This window comes from Bifidobacterium panos, from assembly GCF_012932445.1.
Lineage (GTDB): Bacteria > Actinomycetota > Actinomycetes > Actinomycetales > Bifidobacteriaceae > Bifidobacterium > Bifidobacterium panos.
Genome location: NZ_JAAIIJ010000002.1, coordinates 78,570 through 97,225 on the forward strand (window position 1 = coordinate 78,570; position 18,656 = coordinate 97,225).

Below are 18,656 nucleotides of genomic sequence, written 5' to 3' on the forward strand. Positions count from 1 at the left end.
GGACAAACAGTTCGCGGACAATGGTTTGTGACACAATAGTGTGCTGAACGAATAGGAGACTTGCGCATGACGAACACCACGGTGACTTTGCAAGTGCATCGGTTCGCACCTCGTCCCGAACGCGATCGCGGCAGCAGCCCGTTTGCCCGCACAAGCTCACCGTTCGGCTCCTCCGGCGAAAGGCGTCGTCGCCCTCGCGGCAAGCAGTGGGTGCAGGAATATACGCTTGAAGCGCGCCCCGAAGACACGGTGCTCGACTGTCTGCTGACCATCAAACGCACCATCGATCCGACACTGGCCTTCCGCTATTCGTGCGGACATGGCATGTGTGGCTCCGATGCGGCATCCGTCAACGGCACGCCCACGCTGCTGTGCACCGCAACGTTGAAAGATTGGGCCAAACCGTGCGTCCCCGGCTCCGCAACCGATGATGAGGGGTTCCGTTCCACAGGCGAGCCCGGTGCCGGCACCGTCTCTGCCACCGAACACAGCGAAACCGGAGGCCGCAATCTCGGCGTCATCGAGCTTGCGGCCCTGCCCGGCTTCCCGGTGCAGCGCGACCTGATCGCCGACATCGACCCCATGCTCGAACAGATCAAGAAACTCAAGCCGTTTCTGCAGGCGGACGGCGTGCTTGCCACCACTAAGGGCGGCAAAGTCGATGTCTTTGAATACCTGCAACATCCCGACGAACTCGCGCGCTATGAGCAGTTGAGCAACTGCATCGCCTGTGGCGTGTGCGAAGGCTCCTGCCCCGTGTTCGCGGGCGGCGATGCCTTCATCGGCCCGGCCGCGTTGATTTCGGCCAGCCGCTTCATCAACGATTCACGCGACAGCGCAGCCCAAGCGCGCCTGGATGCCATCGACACCGCCGACGGCGTGCCCGCCTGCCAGTCGGTGCGCGCCTGCACACGCGAATGTCCGCGTGGCATCGACGTGGGCGAGGAGATGTGGCAAATCGTCGCTAAGGTAAGGGAACGTTAACGAGCGTAAAGGAGCTTCGCATCATGAATCAGACCACCTACACCAATCTGGCCAAGGCTTGGGGATATGTGGAGGATCATGCGTTCGCTCGACAGGCACCCGAACTCAACGAGGCTCGCACGCATGCGCAGGCGGCCGGCATGCCCCAGGGCTCGGCGGCGCAGGCTCATCTGCTGGCCTTGCTGGTGCGCATAACAAATGCGAAATCCGTCATCGCCGTCGGCACCGGCTCCGTGGTCGAGACGCTTGAGCTGGTGCAAGCCCTTGAGTCAGAAGGCCAACTCACGGCGGTCGACTCGTCTTCCCAGGGCATCACGCTTATTCGCCAGGCGTTCGCGCGCCTCCAGGACGAGACATCCACCACCCTGCGCGCCGTGAATGCCAAAGCCAGCGAATTTCTGCCCCGTCTCAACGGCGAGGATTACGATCTGATCGTTGTGGCCGGCGACCCCGGCAATTACGCGCCCGCATTCGAGCAGGCGTCGCGACTGTTGCGCACACGAGGCACCATCGTGTTCACCGACATGCTGGCTCTCGAAAGCGAAGGCAGCAACGGCGGCGTGATCAACCCCGCAGACCGCGGCGACAAGGCCACCGCAATGCGCGAGCTGCTCGGCACCATCGAAGCGGACGAGCGATTCGACACCGCCCTGATCCCAACCGGCACTGGGCTGCTGATCGCCGTCAAGCGCTGATTGCGCCGGTGGCGACGCGCACCGCTTCATCCACGTCATCGGTGATGGTGACGAGCTGTGGATCCACGCCGGAAATCATGCCGCCGCTCTTGACGGTCCCGTTCAACCAGTCGAACAGGCCCTGCCAGTAGTCGCAGCCAAACAGCACCACCGGCATCGAGGTGACCTTGTGCGTCTGCACCAGCGTCAGCACCTCGAACAATTCATCAAGCGTGCCGAAACCGCCCGGGCACACGATCATGCCCGACGAATATTTGACAAGCATGGTCTTGCGCACGAAGAAATAACGAAAACTCATACCGAGGTTCACATAGTCGTTGATGCCCTGCTCACGAGGAAGCTCGATGCCGAGCCCGACCGACTTGCCGCCCGCGAGCGCGGCGCCACGGTTGGCCGCCTCCATAATGCCAGGGCCACCGCCGGTGATGATGGCGATTCCACGCGAGGCGATCGCCTTGCCCATGTATTGCGCCGCCTGATAATACTGTGAATCCTCGCGGGTGCGAGCCGAACCGAAAACACTGACGGCCGGGCCAAGCTCGGCGAGCGCGCCGAAGCCGTCAACGAATTCGGATTGTATGCGCAATACGCGCCACGGATCGCGATGCAGCCAGTCAGTGGATTGGTCGGCTTTCAGCAGTGCGGCTGTGGAGCTGTCAGCCGGAATCAGGTTTCCGCGCAGAATCTCCGGGCCACGGCGGTATGTGCGCTCAAATGGCACGGACGGGGCGGAACCGCTTGAAGCGGCTGCCGTACGCTCGATTGGGTTTGATGATTCGTTGCGTTGTATAGTCATACGTCAACTCCACGCCTATATGTCTTCTATATCTATATTTACTGTCGTCTGCTCATTATTGTAGCGAAATGGCATGTTTATTCGGCTGACGAAAGATTTCTCCGCTCGCTTCGCTCGGTCGAAATGACAATCCCGTTCACTGTCATTTCGAGCGGAGCGAACGCAAGTGAGCGCAGTCGAGAAATCTTATAAACAATTACCGATTCTCTTCGGTGCCCGACGCTTCAGGCGAGGCGATGCTGCCAGAACCGAACGTCTCGACGCTCATGCCCATAGTGCCACCAGAACGCTCAACACCCCTCGAAACAGACGGTTCATCCGCATGTTTCGCCGCCGCCTGATCGGCGTACCGTTTCGATTGCCGGCTCAACAGCACGCCTGAAATGGCCGCAGCCAACAGCGAGGCGACCAATACGCCGAAACGCGCTTCGGCCGACAGCTCCGCATCAGGATAGGCCAGCGAGGCAATCAGGAAGGAAACGGTGAAGCCGATGCCGCAGGCGCAGGCCGCGGGGAACAGATCGCGCACGCGTAAGCCCTTGGGCATCTTCAGCCCGGCCACATGCGTGGAGATCCATGCCACCAGCATGATGCCCACGGGTTTGCCGACGACCAACGCGACGACGATGCCGACCACCACGGGGGAAACCATCAGCGCCAAAGTGAGCGATTCAAAATGCACGCCCGTGGCGAACAAGGCGAAGATGGGCAGGGCAACCAAGGCGGACAGGGGCTGCAATTTGTTGTGATAGCGTTCCGCTCGCGGCGACTTCTCGCCATACATCTCGCGCGAGGGCGTGAGCAAACCGACCAGCACGCCGGCCAATGTCGGGTGCACGCCGGCCTCGAACATCATCACCCATGCCAGCACGCCAACCAAGCCGGCCAGCAGCCAGGGAATCTTTCTCAGTCTGACCAGATAGGCCCAAGCGACGGCGCACACGGCAATGCCGATGAACCAATACCACGCATTCAACGACGAGAAGAACAGCGCGATCAGCACGATGGCAAGCAAATCGTCCACCGTGGCGAGCGTCATCAGAAACGCGCGAATCGAGCCGGGCAGCGCTTTGGCGAACAGGGCGAGCACCGCCAGCGAAAACGCGATGTCCGTGGCCGTGGGGACGGCCCAGCCTTGCGCGATGGAGGCAAAGGAATGTACCGCGCCGGAGGCGATGGTCTCGAAACCAGGGCCGGGAGGCGCGAAATACGAGAACAGCGCGGTGACCGCCAGGAAGAGCACCGGCGGCACCAGCATGCCGCCCACCGCGCACAGCATGGGCACGGCGGCGGCTTTGGGGTTGGCCAGCGAGCCGGTGGTCAGTTCCTGCTTCAAATCAAGCCCGACCATCAGGAAGAACACCGTGAGCAGACCGTCCTGCGCCCAGTGGCCGAGCGGAAGGTCGATGTTCGTGTGCGGGATGGCCACATGCGTTTCGGCGATGGTTTCGAACAGATGCGCCGTGGCGGGCAGGTTCGCCAGAATCAGGCCGAGCAGGGCGAACGCGAGCATGATGAGACCTGAGATGCGATCGGATGCGGCGATTCGTCGGATGGTGGCCCACCATCCCCCGGTCGTGTGCTCGCGGGTCTCGCCCATTATCACTCCTTAACGCTTCCGGCATGCCCACTGAATCGGCCTGCCCCATACCAGTGCCAACAATACCGAAACCATACGAATGATTTCGCCCCCAGCGTTACGCAAGCCCCACCAACCAGAAAAACCCGCCGCAACTAGGCGACGGGTTCCTGCGGTGCGCCAGACAGGATTCGAACCTGCGACCTGCTGATCCGTAGTCAGCTGCTCTAATCCGCTGGGCTACTGGCGCGTATTGCCTCGTTCAGGCAACTCGACTCATGTTACTCAGGGCCCATCCCTTTCGCAACCCGGCGTGTCACCCTAGTCACCCTATGCCGCCCGCCGCTTGCGCATGGAAGCGGCTTCATCTCGTTCGGCACGCACGATCTTCGGCGCGCCCGCGCCCAACACCGCGGATTCATCGACCACCACTTCGGTGACGTCATCCATGCTGGGCAGCTGGAACATGGTGTCCTGCAAGGTGCGTTCGATAATCGAGCGCAACCCGCGCGCGCCGGTGCCCTGACGGATGGCGGTGTCGGCAATCGCATGAATCGCGCCATCGGTGAACTGGAGTTTGACGCCATCCACAGCGAACAGCTTCATGTATTGCTTGACCAGCGCATTGGATGGCTGGGTCAACACCGCGGCCAAATCGCCGGCGGTCAGTTCCTTGAGCACACTGATCACCGGCAGACGCCCGATGAACTCGGGCAACAGGCCAAACTCCGCCAGATCGTCGGCGCTGACCTGTTCGAGCAGCTCCTCATCCGCCACCTCGTGGTCGTGCCATTTGGCGCCAAAGCCGCTTTCCCTAGCACCGAGCCGCGTCTTGATGATGTCGGTCAGCCCGACGAACGCGCCGCCGCAGACGAACAGGATGTCGCGCGTGTTGACCTGGATGGTCTCCTGATCACGATGCTTGCGCGTGCCCTCGGCAGGCACGGAGGCGATGGTGCCTTCGAGGATTTTCAGCAGGGCCTGTTGCACTCCCTCGCCCGACACATCGCGGGTGATGGAGGTGTTCTCCCCTGATTTGCGGGCGATCTTGTCGATTTCGTCGATATAGATGATGCCGTGCTCGGCTTTCGCCACATCGCCGTCCGCCGCCTGCAGCAGCCGTTGCAGCACGGTTTCCACATCGTCGCCCACATACCCGGCCTCGGTGAGCGTGGTGGCGTCCGTAATGACAAACGGCACATTCATCACCTTGGCGAGCGTTTGGGCCAAGTAGGTTTTGCCCACGCCGGTCGGTCCCATCAGCAAAATGTTCGATTTGGCCACCTGCACGTCGGCCAGCGGGTTGCGTTTCGCGGTGCCGCGCGCCTTGCCGTCAAGCTGCCCGGAGGCTTGTTCAAGCTCCATATTGACGCGCTTGTAATGGTTGTACACCGCGACGGACAGCGCTCGTTTGGCCGCCGCCTGACCGATAACGTATTTATCCAGATACGCGTTGATCTGCACCGGCTTGGGCAAGGTCAGCGCGTTGACTTCGGCGTCCTTGCGCCGCTCGTCGGAGATGATGCCCACGCACAGTTCGATGCACTCGTCGCAGATGGCGGCGCCTTGGCCGGTGACGAGCTTGCGCACCTGATGTTCGGTTTTGCCGCAGAACGTGCAGGTCGGCACGTCGTCGTTATAACTCACCACACGTGGCATGCGTCCTCCTGACCATCTGCCTGTTTCCTGCAGACAGAATACCCCTGCCTTCCATCGGGCAAGGGTATTCGTTTGTAAAGATACGTGGCGTATGGCCGAGTCGTCACTGACGGTGCTCAAGCACCTCGTCGACGATGCCGTATTCCTTCGCCTCCGGTGCCGTCAGGAAGGTGTCGACTTCGATGTCCTTGCGGATCTTCTCGACATCCTGACCGGTGTGTTTGGCGAGTGTGTTTTCGAGCCATTCGCGCATGCGCAGCATCTCGCGCGCCTGGATCTCGATTTCGGTGGCTTTGCCGAAGCCCTGGTCGATGGCCGGCTGATGGATGAGCACGCGCGCGTTCGGCAGCATCAGGCGCTTGCCTTTGGCACCCGCAGCCAGCAGGATCGCGGCGGCGGAGGCAGCTTGGCCGAGGCACACGGTCTGCACGTCGGGCTTGATGTACTGCATGGTGTCGTAGATGGCCGTCATGGCCGTCATCGAACCGCCGGGCGAGTTGATGTACATCATCACGTCGCGGTTCGGATCCTGACTTTCGAGCACCAGCAGCTGGGCCATGATGTCGTCGGCGGAGGTGTCGTCCACCTGCACGCCCATGAAGATGATGCGATCCTCGAACAGCCTTGAATAGGCATCCATCGTCTTCATGCCATACGGCGTCTTCTCAGAGAACTGCGGCATGATATAACGGTTGGTCGGCCCGGCCAAACGCTGGGCGCGGGCGACGAACTGCGCTTCCTGACTTGCCATGTGGCTCACTCCCCTTCCGTCATCGTGTCGTGCGTGGTGATGATCTTGTCCACGAAGCCGTATTCCAGCGCCTCGGAAGCGGTGAACCAGTGGTCATATTCGTTGTCGCGGTAGATTTCCTCGACGGTGTGCCCGGTCTGCTCGGCGGTCAGCTCGCTCATCGTCTTCTTCATGTCCATGATGAGTTCGGCGTTGATGCGCACGTCGGTGGTGGTGCCGCCGATGCCGCCGGACGGCTGGTGCATGAGCACGCGGGCGTGCGAGGTGAGGAAACGCTTGCCTTTGGTGCCCGAGCTCAACAGGAACTGCCCCATCGAGGCGCACATGCCCAAGCCCACCGTCGCCACGTCGGGCTGGATGAGCTGCATGGTGTCGTAGATGGCCATGCCGGCGGTGATCGAACCGCCCGGCGAGTTGATATACAGCCAAATGTCCTGATTGGGGTCTTCGGCGGCCAGCATCAGCATCTGCGCGCAGATGCGGTTGGCCATATCGTCTTTGACTTCCTCACCCATCCAGATGATGCGGTCTTTGAGAAGTCGGTTGAAAATCGGATCAGCCGGCCCTTGGGGCGCGTCGTCGCCCGTCATTACCGGCAAAGGTGCCAGGGTATTGCTCACCATTTTCTCCATTCGAATACACGTCGAACAAACATTGTCCAGCCTACCGCCCTCAAGCGACCGCGCGCCGCATTCACCCCCTTTTCGGCTCCGCGCGTATTGCACTGCCCATCCCCGCTCTTACAATAAACCGCCCATATTCCATTCGGGTCGATCTCAACGTGACGATTTCGCGATGCACGAATACTCGTCCACCAATCGAGACAGCTTGGCGGCCGCGTTGGCAGGGCTGGTCGAAGGCAGTTGCGTCATCGGCAAATCAGTGATGCCGGCATCCGCCAGTCGCGGTTCGCACAATTTGCGATACAGCTGCGCGGCTTTGGTTCCGGTGGTGAATACGTGCGCGATATGCGAGGCTTTGATCAGCGCGACCAGGTCATTCGGTTCGGCGTTGCGAATGCTGGCATCGCTGGCACCGACGATATCACACGAGGCGATGACGTCCCACAACGCCACATGATGCCGCAACGCGAACCGTTTGCGCGCCTCGACCAGACGCTCGCCATCAACGCCGCCCGCCAAACAACTATCGTCGTCGAACACCGCCGCCATCACCGGCCAGAAACGATTGCGCGGGTGCCCGTAATAGAACCCCATCTCGCGCGATTTCGGGCTGGGCATCGACCCCAAGACCAGCACGCGGGACTCGGCGTCGAACACCGGCGAGAACCCATGCTCCACATGCTGCAAGTTTTCGAAGGTCAATGCATAACCGGCGATGAAGCTCTCATTCCAGTCATGCTCGTTACGGCAGGTCTTGCCCAGCTCGTCAATCAGCCCGTGGAACTCCTTGAGCTCGTCAATGTCCCAATCGGCCACGAACGGCTGAACGCGCGACCGGAAGCCTTCATAGGATTTCGGCAAATCAGCAATCCCCAACGTCTCGAACAGACGGCGGGCGTAACGATCCGCAATGAATGCGGGACGATCGAAAACATACAGCAGAATGTCATCGGCCGTCTCGCCGCCAATGCCTCGGACGGCGAGCAACTCGTCGCGCAACTCGGCATCGGTGCGATCGCGCACCATATCGGGTATCAGGTCGTCGTCGCGTAGCTCGCCAATCGACGAAAACCAAGCACAGAACGCTTTGACGTAACCGGCTTTCGTCCGCCAGTAGCCAGCCGGGCGAATCAGTTCGCCCAGTTCCTCGTCAGGCATGTCGAGCAGGGCTTGCGGCTCGAGCACGTTGCGCTCTTTGAGTTGGCGCAATGCGGTTTCGACATTGCCCCATGCCGTATTCTGCGTGAGAATCGCGCCAATCGCAATCTCAAACCGACCGTCGGCCGGCCACCACCACGTGCGCCCCATACGCTCGAGCATCAGCTCATACAGCCCGCGCACCGTAATCCATGCACCCATACCCATCAGCCTACACACTAGGCCATCGACACCCCCATTTTTCGGGGGTAACCTCGCAGCGCGATATGGGTTTACGCTGTACCCCCAGTTCGCCGACGACGGCGACACCCACAACCTTAAAAGGGGGTTCCAATGTTGGATTTTGTGATATGGGCGGCGCTCTGCCCACTCGCCATCGTGTTGCTGTTCTTCGCACAGCGTCCCATACGCAAACGCTCATCGGTCGTATTGAACATCATCATGTTCATCATCAAAGCGTTTCTGATGGTATTGTTCGCGCTTCTGGCCGTTACCTTCGATTCGATACTCAGTTGGGGACTTGTCGGCCTCACCTACGCGATATACATCGCGTTCCTTGGCGATCTTCTCTTCGACTGCATTCGCGGGATTGTCTATGTGGTTCGACGCGACACGGCAATGCTCGACAAAAGCCTCACGGCCAGCCTCACCCTCAGCCTCGTATGCGGGCTTGGGGTGATGGCATACGGCGGCATCAACTCGCAAATCGTGCGCAAGACCACCCGAACCTACTACTCCAGCAAACTCACCAGCGAACACAACTTCGTGTTCCTTTCCGATGTCCACGTCGGCGGTGCGCAGTCACATGACACCTTGCGCAAAGTTTGCGAGCGCATCGATAAGGACAACCCTGATTTCGTTGTTCTCGTCGGCGACATCACGGATGAATACACCACGAAACAGGACATGCAGAACACCTATGAGCTGTTCGGAGGACTCAATGCACCCGTGTATTTCGTCTACGGCAACCATGATCGCCAATACAACTCCCACTTTACGGACGGGCGCAAATACACCGAGGAGGAGCTCCGCGACGCCATCACCGGCAACGGTCTGACCATTCTGAAGGACGAGTACCAGCGTATCTCGGACGATCTGGTGTTGATAGGGCGCGAGGATCTGACCGCAGGAAAGGGGCGCAAGGACTCGCAATCCCTGCGCAAACGCAACCCCGACGCGAATGCGTTCCTGCTGGCCGCGGAACACCAGCCATACAACACCGCCGACACCGTCGCGCTGGGCCCGGATCTGCAGGTTTCCGGGCACTCCCACGGTGGGCAGCTGTTCCCGTTAAGGACCCTGTACACGGCTCTCGGGTATGAATCCTTTGGCGAATACCAGCACGGCGACACCACACTGCTTGTCAGCTCGGGCGAATCGGCTTGGAAACTGCCCGTGCGCACCGAATCACCCTGCGAATACGTGCACGTAACCCTCAAACCGCAGTGATAGGGGCACCGCGCCATGCCAGTCGCTTGTCGTACTGGCTGGGTGAGAAACCTTTACAACCCGGCGGGCGCCAATGCAATCTGAGCCATTGGCCCCCGCCGCAAACTTAAGCTTCCATGAAATAGAGTCCCAAGACTTCCATCCGGCCAATGATGGTAATTTGATTGCTGGCGTTCCTTAAAAGGAAAAAGCGGCCTTCAGCTTAATCCAACGCTTACGTCTCTGCCTTCACGTCTCTGTCGTTGGGAAATCGGATACCTAAAAAGGTACCTAAAGGGCACGTTACCTGCATCATGTTTTCGAGGAACACTTTCACGCCATGTCGCTGGAATTAGGGCAAGGTGATGTAGTCGATGGTTTCCTTGATGAGGTCGTACCGTCCGCTAGTGGCGGCGTAATAAAGCCTGTTGGCGGTAATGTCAGCCGCCCGCACGAGCGAATCCTGACATGAATCCTTAAGCTGGAGATTGACCGCGCCCATGCCTGGGAAAAGCGGGGGAAAGAAATGTTCCCACCGATAGTTGTATGTGCCAATCTTGAACTCATTCTCAAGCGCTTCACCCAATTCGTACCGGCCGTCAGTGGCAGTGGAATGCTCGTCCATAAACACGAAGAGATCATTCACGGCATCACAACTGATCTCACCATTGCGAATCATGGTCTTGAATGCAGATTTGAGTCCCATTTTGAATACGTAGTCAAGGTAGCGCTGCTTGCTTTTCTTGTTCTGGTAGATGTTCTCCAGAACATCTCGCTGCCGAACAACAACACCGAATCTATGACAATGGTTCATGGCACGGAACATTGCCGCCTTCTGTTTGTTGCTCAGATAGACGGCCTTCATTTCGCGGTGTCCTTTGGCAGCGCCCGCCTTGCGCTGTTCGCGTTCGGCTGAGATATAACGCCTCTGGGCAATGTCGCGAGACTTCTTGTTGAGGAAAATGAGCCCGCCGAACACGAAGAAATCGTTGTGCACCTGATCGAACACGCCCGACTCGTCGGCGTACACGAATATGTTCATCGGCCCTCCTTACGAATGCAGAAAAGGCCGCTGTGGAGCGGCCTTTTCTCCATGGGGCCGACGCCGGTAACACGACGCTTAAACGTTAATTCGGAATCCCATGTATACAGCGCATATCTGCCTGTACCAGTCAGGCTACCACACGGCACCCCCGCAATGGCGAATCTTGCCGAAACCTCTTCTCGACATAACGCCTCCTATCGGCATGTCTCGGTGCCCGCCCGTGCCGCCCTGTGCGCTCCAAACGTGCCCTTCAGCCTGTAGAAACCCGCTTAATTTAGTAGAGATAGGCGAAATATGCCCCACCAAGAGAAATAAACAAAATCCGCAGAACATTGATATTCCGCGGATTTCAGTCCATACATTGTGGAGCTGAGGAGATTCCGTATATTTGTTGCTATTCCAATGATTTTACGTCTTTTTTATAGAATATGGTGATTTTATTGGGTATATAAATGATATCTAGCATATCCATTCTGAGCTTGCGTACACCCGTTCACAGGCGGATGCGACTTCGCATACGGGGTTCGATCCATCGCATTGGGATACGGCGACCCGACCGCACGAGATGAAGCGGATCGCGACCCACTGCCCGGGCCGCCCGACCTCAGTCGACGAGCACCCGAACTCGGCTGGGCTCCCGTCGACTGGTCAAAACCGCCGGTCAGGCCGAAGCAGACATTCCCGGGTTTGAGGGGTTGGCTGCACAAAAGGCATCTCGATTCTCGCTACAGGCGGGAGTGGAAAGACTCACGGGAATACGTCGAATGGCGCATCAGACAGATATGGGCGGAAACCTCTTCAGAGACGAACGGGCGGAACGCAACCCGGTAGAAGCCACCGGGCTGCTGCGGGTCGCCCACCCCTTTACGGGCATGAAAAAGGGCCTTCGGAATACTCCGAAAGCCCTATAGGAACGAAGCCATGAAAAAGGAGGGGATCGTATGGAGCCTATTTGTTGACCCTAATTAAGAGACCAGCCGTAGCCCCCCGCGCAAGAGTCTCCATTAATGCTTATATCCACTGAGCAACCGACCCAGCCATCGTGCATTTCATAATCACCAGTCACCCACCAATGCCCTTCGTTGTCGTTCGACTGCGTGTTGGTTTGTGGCGTACTGGAGGTGGAGCCGCCGCCACTGCCGGAGCTGGAGCTGGAGCCGCTGTTGCCTCCGCTCGTGTAGCCGCTGTAGCCGCTGTAGCCGGTGTTCGTGTACGCGGGCGTATACGACTGGGCTTGCGCGGCGGCGGCTTCCGCAGCGGCCTGGGCTTCCGCCTCCGCCTGCGCCCTGGCCTCCTCATCCGCGCGGGTCTTCGCCGCGACGGAATCATTCACCCTCGCGACAGCCTCGCCGATGGCCCGCTCGTCCCTGCCCTCAATGGCCTTCGACAGGTCGTCACGCACCGCATTATCCTGCACCTTACCGTCCGAATCGTTCAACAGCGTCGTGGCGTCATCAATGATCTTGTCGAGCTTCGACTGGTTGACGTTCTCCACGGCCTTGTTCAGGCTTTCCTTGTGGGTCTTATACCAGTCCGTCTGTTCACCCAGCTTCACGGTCGCGTCCTTCAAGCCCTTCACGTCCTTGACGGGACAGTCCACGACCTCCGGCTCGCTGGCTTTCAATTCCGTGGCAAGGTTTTCGACGGTCTTGCCGTCCTTGACCTGCTCGACCGTGATCCCGCTCGCGGTTTTCGCGTCACCGGCCACCAGCTTCGCATACCCCGCCTTCACGCTCCCCACCGATTCCGCCGCACTCGCGCAATCCGCCTTCGCCACGTCCAGCTCATGCTTCGACCACGCCAGCCAGCCGCCCACACCGGCCGCAACCAGCACGACCACCACAACCGCCGCGATGATCGCAACCAGCCGTTTGCGGTCACCCTTGCCGGTGCCAGTCTCCGCAGCCTCCTCGGCCTCCTCGGCACCAACGGCGCTAACGTCCTCGTCCAAGTCCTTGTCGTCCATACTTCTCAAACCCTCCTTGAAAGGTCTTTTCCAAACCTCACGGTCATACCTGTTGCTCTACATGCGGGGGTGTTTGCCGATTGAGTTAGCTTGTTTCGTTTCCCTTTCGTCTCCGGGGTCCGTTCCAGGTTTCCTGTCACAGGCCTCCGTTCTTTTCCGCATCCGCAGAAAGCTACATTAGTGTAGCTACATGTATGTTAGCGCGCGCTTAGCCTGACCGCATGTCGGATGTCGAGGAATGGGCCTTGTACGCGAAGCGGGTCGGGTTGAACCTGCAGAAGGCGCGTTTGGCCAAGGGGTACAGCCAGGAGCGCGTCGCCTATGACGCGGGTCTGTCGAAGGTGCAGTACCAGCGTTTGGAAAACGGCGGTTTCGCCGGTGATCCGCCAAGTAATCCGACCATCCGCACCCTTATGGCCGTTTGCCAGATTCTCGGGGTTCGCCCGGACGACGTGCTGCCCGAGCCTTGGCCGGACCTGCACGCGCGATAGGTTCCGCGAAGGCCGCCCGGCGGCCTGCCGTTTTCCCCGGCCGTTTTCCCTCGCCCCTCTCATACAGGGGTTTTCCGCCCGCATAGTCGCGGTGTATCACGGGGGTTGTCCCCGTGGGCACTGTCACGGGGTGCATTTCCCGTGGATAAGGGGGAATATCAGTCATGATTATTCCTGTTGATTTGTCTCGGTTCGCTGATCAGGTGCAGTTCCTGAGCGTCTCGCCCGTGGAGGTGTTCGAGGACGGGCATCGTGTCGAGGGCATGCAGGCCGTGAACTCGGACGGCGTGCCCTTGTGGGCGGTGCAGGCGCTGGTGCTGCGTCAGGGGCGTCGTCCCCAGTTACTGAAGGTCAAGGTGCCTTCGGACAAGCCGTTCGGCATTCCGCCGACCCGTCCGATTGTGTTCGACGGTCTGACGGCCGTCACGTGGGAGCGCAACGGGCGCAGCGGTGTCTCGTTCAACGCCTCGGGTATCGCCGAGGCCTAGTCCCGTCCGTATCGGGACGGCAAGGCCCCGCGATCCAAAGCGGGGCCGTCCGCCCTTCGTCTTTTAGGAAGTGATGATATGAAAAAGATTGACGGGAAATCGCGTGCGGGCCTGTCCTTGGCATGTTCGCTGCTGCGTGCGGTGTGCGCGAGTCTTGCGTGGCTGATTGTCGGGGTGGTGTTTTCGCTGGTGCCGGGCCTGCCCCTGTGGGTGCGTCTGTCGCCCGTCGCCTGCCTGCTCGCCCTGACCGGCGTGTGCCTGTGCAGGAGGTTGCCCGAACGGGTCCGCCGTGATGCCGGGTACTGCATTCCCGTGCTTGGCGACCTCATGCGTCGCGACCGCCGCCGACGGCGGCGGGACGCGAATGGGTGGCTGCGCGAATGCGCCGTGGTGCGCCGTGACGATGAAACCGTGTACGAGGTGTACCTGCGTCGCCCTTCCCTCAAGTCGACGGGTCTGCTGGAAGTGGACGACCTGCCCGTATATGGGATGAGCGAGGAACGGTTGCGCCGCGCCCTGCGCGACGGGATGGCCGCGTGTGACGCGGAGGATTTTGACCTGTACCGGCCCGACCCGGTGCGTTGGCCGCATCGGTGGCGCGCCACCCTGTATTACAACGACCGCCTTGCCGGTTTGCGCGAACCGCGACGATTGGACGCGCTGCCCGACACGCAAGTGGGGACGGGCCACCTGTCCGTGTTGGTGGGACGCGCCCTGCACGGCGAGCGTCGCCTCGAACTGTCCGAACTGCCGGGCCTGACCTTTGCCGGCATCCCCGGCATGGGCAAGACTGCCGCCGCCAGCTTGCTGGTGTCGGGACTGCTGTCACGTCCCGATCTGGTGGACGTGTACGTGGCCGATGGCAAAGGAGGCGGTGACTGGCAGTGGGCCGGGCGTTTCCTGCCGGAAGACCGGTACACCAATGACGACTCCTACGAGCACGTGCTGGCCATGCTGCGCCATATCCAGCTGATCATGCGCGAGCGCCTGTCGAGCAACGCGGCTAGCCACGGCGACAGCAATTTTTGGCATTGGGGGCCCACCCGCGAGCAGAAGGCCGTTGTGCTCGTGCTGGACGAAATCCAGACATGGACCGATCCCGCCTCGCGCACCAAGGCGAACCGGGACAAGGCGGCCGAGTTCACCGCTCTGGCGACCGATCTAGTCAAGAAAGGCCGCAGCGCTGGCATCAGCGTGCTCGCCATGACCCAGAAGCCCACCACCGACAGCCTGCCCAGCGCCCTACGCGACAACGCCGCCATGAAAACCGCGTTCCGCTGCACCACGCCCGACATGGCCAAGGCCGCGCTCGGCACCATCCCCGACGACGCCCCGGACCCGACCCTCATCCCCGGCAACGCCAAGGGCCTGTCCGTGATGACCCGCCCCGACGGCGGTGCCGAATGGGTCCAATGGGATTGGCTGCCCGAACCCCTCATCCCCCGTCTGCTGGAGACAGCGCGCGACGACACGCCGCCGCCCCCACGGCGGTGAGGACGGGAGGGCGGCCACCGGGGCGACCGGAGGCCGCCCTTTCGCATACCAGGGAACCCTAAGGAGTGCTTTCGGAGGGACGGGGACGAAAAACAAACCTCAGGCCGGTCCGGTTGCGTCAATGCGCGGCCGAACGGACGCGCCGAACCCCAAAGGGGTTCGTCTCCACGAGTTGACGCAACCGGACCGGCCGATACACTCGACAAACCCCCGCACCCCGTCTCACCGGCACTGTCCCGTCGGCGACACGCCCGACCCCGCAGTGGACGCGATTCCCCAAAACCCCTTCCACAGGCCTCCGACCGAACGGAATCCACCACGACAGAAACTAAAAAACGTTGATTTTTCAACGATCCCGCGAAGACACGTTTGTGTACAAATCGTGAAAGTGTGATGTAAATCACATTCCAGACGCGCGAAGGCGCATTTCTCCTTGAAATCGCAACGGACAGGAAAAACGGCTTAATTCCGCCATTCCCCCGACTTCCGGCAAACATCCGCCCGAATGCATGGGACGCATATACGCGGGCATGAAGATAACAATATCGCGTGCACCCGGCGTTACAGGGGCCTCGAGTGAGGGAAATTCAGGGGGTAGTGTTACCCCTGAATTTCCCGTGCCATGTGCCAAAACCTATTCCATCGTTGGAATTACGCCATTTCTGATGGCACATCCGTCTGGCACTGCTTACATGCCGTGCCAAGAACCTGCAATTCCATTCCCGCATAGGCGGTGCGTATGACCACCGCAAACAGAACCGCCAGAGGCGGGAAGAAGAAATCCCTCAAGGCGCGCGACTGGTGCGTCACCATACCCTTCGAGGACATGGGATTGGACCAATTATCCGCACTGATGCAGGACAGAGGATGGCTGTGGATCGCTTCCCATGAACGCGGAAGCTCTTCCACCGAACGGAACCCTGATGGGTACGAGCATTGGCAGTTGTATTTCAGCGCTCCGAACGCGGTGCACTTCACCGCGCTCAAAAAGGTCTTCCCATCCTCGGCGCATTTGGAGCCACGGCGAGGTTCGGTCGCTGACGCAGTGAATTACTGCATGAAGATGGACGCAACGCATGTGGGCGGCCCCTACGGCAACAAACCGGAAGATTTCAAGGGGTGGAAACCGGAAGGCCAAGCCGAACCCCATACTCCCTCCGAAAAGAAACGCGATGCGGTGCGACGGGCGATCAGGTCGGGTATGTCTTTCGACAAGCTGTTGTCGGATGACTATCTGGCAACGATTGCGTTCGGAATGCAGAAGTGGGCGATTGATGCGTTGTTTGAGCAACAAGCCAATCAGGGTGCCCGCAATGTGACGGTCGTCTGGGTTGAGGCCAATGACGTCTTTGAGGTGTCCAATTCGGCCCGCATCTGGCTGTCCAAGCGTTTTGGTTCGCAATGGGGTGAGTGGAAGCTGGACGAAAGTTTGGGAGTCGATAAGCTGCAGAGTGGGTTGACTCCTGCCACTCGCGCGGTGCTGCTAAGCTGCCCCGCGTCGATTAACTCGTCCACGCTGGACGTCCTGCGACTTCTGGTTGCCGAGTCACCGATGCAGGTTCCGCGACGATGGGGCGAAACGTTCTGGGCCGGCTGGTCGCTCGTGGTGATCGTGGCGACGAATTCCCCCGAAGTGCTGAATATTGCCGGGCAGAACGGTAAATTCATCACTGGGCGAATCTCTTCTTGGGGCAAGATTGCTTCGGAATGTCCCGGGACGGACGCGGCCCGATTTAACGAACTGCTCGACAAAGCGGCGGTCGAGGGTGGCCTGCGGTTTTTAAAGCATTTCCTCGGAGCCCGCGAACTCACCTCACACACAGCTGACGAGCTCGCCGACAATGACCGTTTTCTCCCGTTGTCGTGGGATGGCTATCCCGTCTTCGACAACGTGAAGTCCCATGTGGACGTTCTCCGTTCCGGGGGTGATGCCTAATGCACTTCACCCATGAATGGTGCACGAGACGGGAAGCCGCCGACTACTTGCATGTGAGCACGCAGACGATAGACCGCTGGCGCTTGCAAAAGCGCCTGACATGGCGACGTGTGGGACCGAGAATGATTCGCATCAGAACGGACTCGATCCAACGACTTCTCGACTGGGATTATGCCGCCTGATGCGACATCTTGGCTAGCTCGGTTTTCAACCGGGCTAGCCGCTCTTCGGCTTCGCGTATCTCCGCCTCGACCTGTGCCGCGTTTCGGGGCATAAGCGTCTGCATCGCCTTGTTGATGCCCTCGCGCTGCCGCGTCGCCTTGTCACGCTGGTATATGAAGTTGATGGTTTCGCTGGTATGTCTTGCCGCATCCGCGGTTTCCCTAGGACTCAAACCGCCCTCGTTGATGAGGGTATCGGTGAAAAGGGCTTTCAACTGGTGCGGCGTTAAATCCGGCCTTCCGGCGATTCTCGCGGCTGTCTCGAAATGCTCTCGGACAGTGTTGTCACTGATGATGCGACGCCCTTCCGCCCGGGACTCTATCAGCATTGATTCAGGGTCGTTTGGCTGCCTGCCCATGCGTTCCTCGAGCAACGGCACCAATGGGTCCGGTATGACCAGATCCGAAGAGCTCGTCGGGGTTTTCGTTTCCTTGAGCCTTCGTTCCCCCCGGTCATGATCTCCCCTGCCTACACTATGACGGACATGGAGTATCTTGCGTTTTAGGTCGATGTCCTTTAGCTGCAGGGCGCAAACCTCGTTGATTCTCAGTCCGCAGAAAGCTGCGACATAGACAAAAATTCGGGTATATTCCGGCATGTTCTGATAGATGATTCGCAACTGGTCACCGGTGGCCGGTTCCACACTCTGCCTCTTGCTTTGGGGGACTTTGGGGTTCGGGAGAACGCAGGGGTTCTCATTGATGATGCCCTCGTTAATCGCCTTGCGCAGAATTCTTTTCAGAAGCATGTAGGTACGACGCTTGGATGAGGGCTTGTCGTTCATCTTCGTCTCGTACCAAGTTTCTATGTTTTCCCTTGTGATTTCCGCTATTGTGCCATGAGTGAAACCCATCTCATCGATATGGGACAGGGCTTCGCGCAGTTTTCTTTTCGTCCCCTCGGTCTTGTTGATGCTGAATTCCGCAACGGCTTTTGCCGCGTAGGGCATGAATGGCTGATGCTGTTTCACCCATTCGGCCTCTTCCTTCTTACGCCTCTCCTTCGGGGGCAGCCACCGTTGCTTGCCAAGCCGGTGGAGACGCACCAGTTCTTTTTCTTCAGCCAACCATGCGTAGGCTTCACGTTTGGTTTCAAAGGTCGGGCTTTTGATACGAGCAGGTTTGCCACCTTTGATGGGGTTGGCATAGGTGCCCCTGTACTTACCGGATGGAGTTTTCTCCGTGCTGCCAAATGTGTCTTTTGTGCGTGCCATATATTTCAGCCCATTCCTGATGGGGATATTTTTGGGTATATCCATGATATCTTATGGCTTTTTATGATATGTACAGCCAGCAGATGTGATAGCCGACAAACGTTGATATTCCGCCATTTTCGGCATGA

The 18,656-nt window shown here is 59.5% G+C and carries 16 protein-coding genes, 1 tRNA gene and 2 pseudogenes; 8 read left to right on the forward strand and 11 right to left on the reverse strand.

All coding sequences use genetic code 11. The features are described 5' to 3' along the window. Nucleotides 1–66: 66 nt before the first annotated feature. The gene (locus G1C94_RS00445; protein WP_172143681.1) at nt 67–984 is read left to right on the forward strand and encodes a succinate dehydrogenase/fumarate reductase iron-sulfur subunit; all 918 of its coding nucleotides are present in this window, start codon (nt 67–69) and stop codon (nt 982–984) included. Between the two features lie 23 nt (nt 985–1,007). Next, on the forward strand, nt 1,008–1,679 hold the full coding sequence (locus tag G1C94_RS00450) for an O-methyltransferase (protein ID WP_172143683.1): 672 nt from the start codon (nt 1,008–1,010) through the stop codon (nt 1,677–1,679). Here the strand turns inward: G1C94_RS00450 and G1C94_RS00455 are convergent. The 8 genes and pseudogenes from G1C94_RS00455 to G1C94_RS07705 form a co-directional block, all read right to left on the reverse strand. Next, on the reverse strand, nt 1,669–2,475 hold the full coding sequence (locus G1C94_RS00455; RefSeq protein WP_172143685.1) for an LOG family protein: 807 nt from the start codon (nt 2,473–2,475) through the stop codon (nt 1,669–1,671). The two genes, G1C94_RS00450 and G1C94_RS00455, sit on opposite strands and share 11 nt — an antisense overlap. A 322-nt stretch (nt 2,476–2,797) precedes the next feature. Continuing rightward, nucleotides 2,798–4,075: pseudogene (locus G1C94_RS00460) on the reverse strand (Na+/H+ antiporter NhaA); the annotation flags it as partial. Between the two features lie 155 nt (nt 4,076–4,230). Then, nucleotides 4,231–4,304, reverse strand: a tRNA-Arg gene (locus G1C94_RS00465). An 80-nt stretch (nt 4,305–4,384) separates the two neighbouring features. Then, nucleotides 4,385–5,713: an ATP-dependent Clp protease ATP-binding subunit ClpX gene (gene clpX, locus G1C94_RS00470; protein ID WP_172143689.1), complete on the reverse strand. Its 1,329-nt coding sequence runs from the start codon at nt 5,711–5,713 to the stop codon at nt 4,385–4,387. A gap of 103 nt (nt 5,714–5,816) precedes the next feature. Continuing rightward, the gene (locus tag G1C94_RS00475; RefSeq protein WP_172143691.1) at nt 5,817–6,464 is read right to left on the reverse strand and encodes an ATP-dependent Clp protease proteolytic subunit; all 648 of its coding nucleotides are present in this window, start codon (nt 6,462–6,464) and stop codon (nt 5,817–5,819) included. 5 nt (nt 6,465–6,469) lie between these two features. After that, complete coding sequence (locus G1C94_RS00480; protein ID WP_172143907.1) at nt 6,470–7,084, reverse strand: ATP-dependent Clp protease proteolytic subunit; 615 nt, start codon at nt 7,082–7,084, stop codon at nt 6,470–6,472. A gap of 156 nt (nt 7,085–7,240) precedes the next feature. After that, the gene (locus G1C94_RS07700) at nt 7,241–7,774 is read right to left on the reverse strand and encodes a DNA-deoxyinosine glycosylase (RefSeq protein WP_172143909.1); all 534 of its coding nucleotides are present in this window, start codon (nt 7,772–7,774) and stop codon (nt 7,241–7,243) included. Between the two features lie 168 nt (nt 7,775–7,942). Further along, nucleotides 7,943–8,452, reverse strand: a pseudogene (locus tag G1C94_RS07705) (endonuclease III domain-containing protein); the annotation flags it as partial. Between the two features lie 126 nt (nt 8,453–8,578). Here G1C94_RS07705 and G1C94_RS00495 point away from each other — a divergent pair. Beyond that, the gene (locus tag G1C94_RS00495) at nt 8,579–9,694 is read left to right on the forward strand and encodes a metallophosphoesterase (protein ID WP_172143693.1); all 1,116 of its coding nucleotides are present in this window, start codon (nt 8,579–8,581) and stop codon (nt 9,692–9,694) included. A gap of 331 nt (nt 9,695–10,025) precedes the next feature. Here G1C94_RS00495 and G1C94_RS00500 read toward each other — a convergent pair whose 3' ends face one another. Together G1C94_RS00500 and G1C94_RS00505 are read right to left on the reverse strand one after the other, a co-directional pair. After that, nucleotides 10,026–10,715 carry a DUF3800 domain-containing protein gene (locus G1C94_RS00500; protein ID WP_172143695.1) on the reverse strand — a complete coding sequence of 230 codons (690 nt, stop codon included), beginning with the start codon at nt 10,713–10,715 and terminating at the stop codon, nt 10,026–10,028. Between the two features lie 964 nt (nt 10,716–11,679). After that, complete coding sequence (locus tag G1C94_RS00505; RefSeq protein WP_172143697.1) at nt 11,680–12,693, reverse strand: colicin transporter; 1,014 nt, start codon at nt 12,691–12,693, stop codon at nt 11,680–11,682. A 236-nt stretch (nt 12,694–12,929) separates the two neighbouring features. On the opposite strand from G1C94_RS00505, the gene G1C94_RS00510 reads away from it, so the two are divergent. The 5 genes from G1C94_RS00510 (at nt 12,930) to G1C94_RS07935 (ending at nt 17,275) form a co-directional block, all read left to right on the forward strand. Further along, nucleotides 12,930–13,175 (forward strand): helix-turn-helix domain-containing protein, encoded by a 246-nt coding sequence (locus G1C94_RS00510; RefSeq protein WP_253902242.1) that lies wholly within the window; start codon nt 12,930–12,932, stop codon nt 13,173–13,175. A 164-nt stretch (nt 13,176–13,339) separates the two neighbouring features. Further along, nucleotides 13,340–13,663: a hypothetical protein gene (locus tag G1C94_RS00515; RefSeq protein ID WP_172143700.1), complete on the forward strand. Its 324-nt coding sequence runs from the start codon at nt 13,340–13,342 to the stop codon at nt 13,661–13,663. A gap of 78 nt (nt 13,664–13,741) precedes the next feature. Continuing rightward, nucleotides 13,742–15,157 (forward strand): hypothetical protein, encoded by a 1,416-nt coding sequence (locus tag G1C94_RS00520; RefSeq protein WP_172143702.1) that lies wholly within the window; start codon nt 13,742–13,744, stop codon nt 15,155–15,157. A gap of 739 nt (nt 15,158–15,896) precedes the next feature. Continuing rightward, entirely contained in the window at nt 15,897–17,093 is a 1,197-nt protein-coding gene (locus G1C94_RS00525) for a hypothetical protein (protein WP_172143704.1), read from the forward strand. After that, complete coding sequence (locus G1C94_RS07935; RefSeq protein ID WP_417852134.1) at nt 17,093–17,275, forward strand: helix-turn-helix domain-containing protein; 183 nt, start codon at nt 17,093–17,095, stop codon at nt 17,273–17,275. The genes G1C94_RS00525 and G1C94_RS07935 overlap by 1 nt, the downstream gene beginning before the upstream one ends. Here G1C94_RS07935 and G1C94_RS00535 read toward each other — a convergent pair. Next, the gene (locus G1C94_RS00535; protein ID WP_172143708.1) at nt 17,263–18,528 is read right to left on the reverse strand and encodes a tyrosine-type recombinase/integrase; all 1,266 of its coding nucleotides are present in this window, start codon (nt 18,526–18,528) and stop codon (nt 17,263–17,265) included. The two genes, G1C94_RS07935 and G1C94_RS00535, sit on opposite strands and share 13 nt — an antisense overlap. Nucleotides 18,529–18,656: the final 128 nt, after the last annotated feature.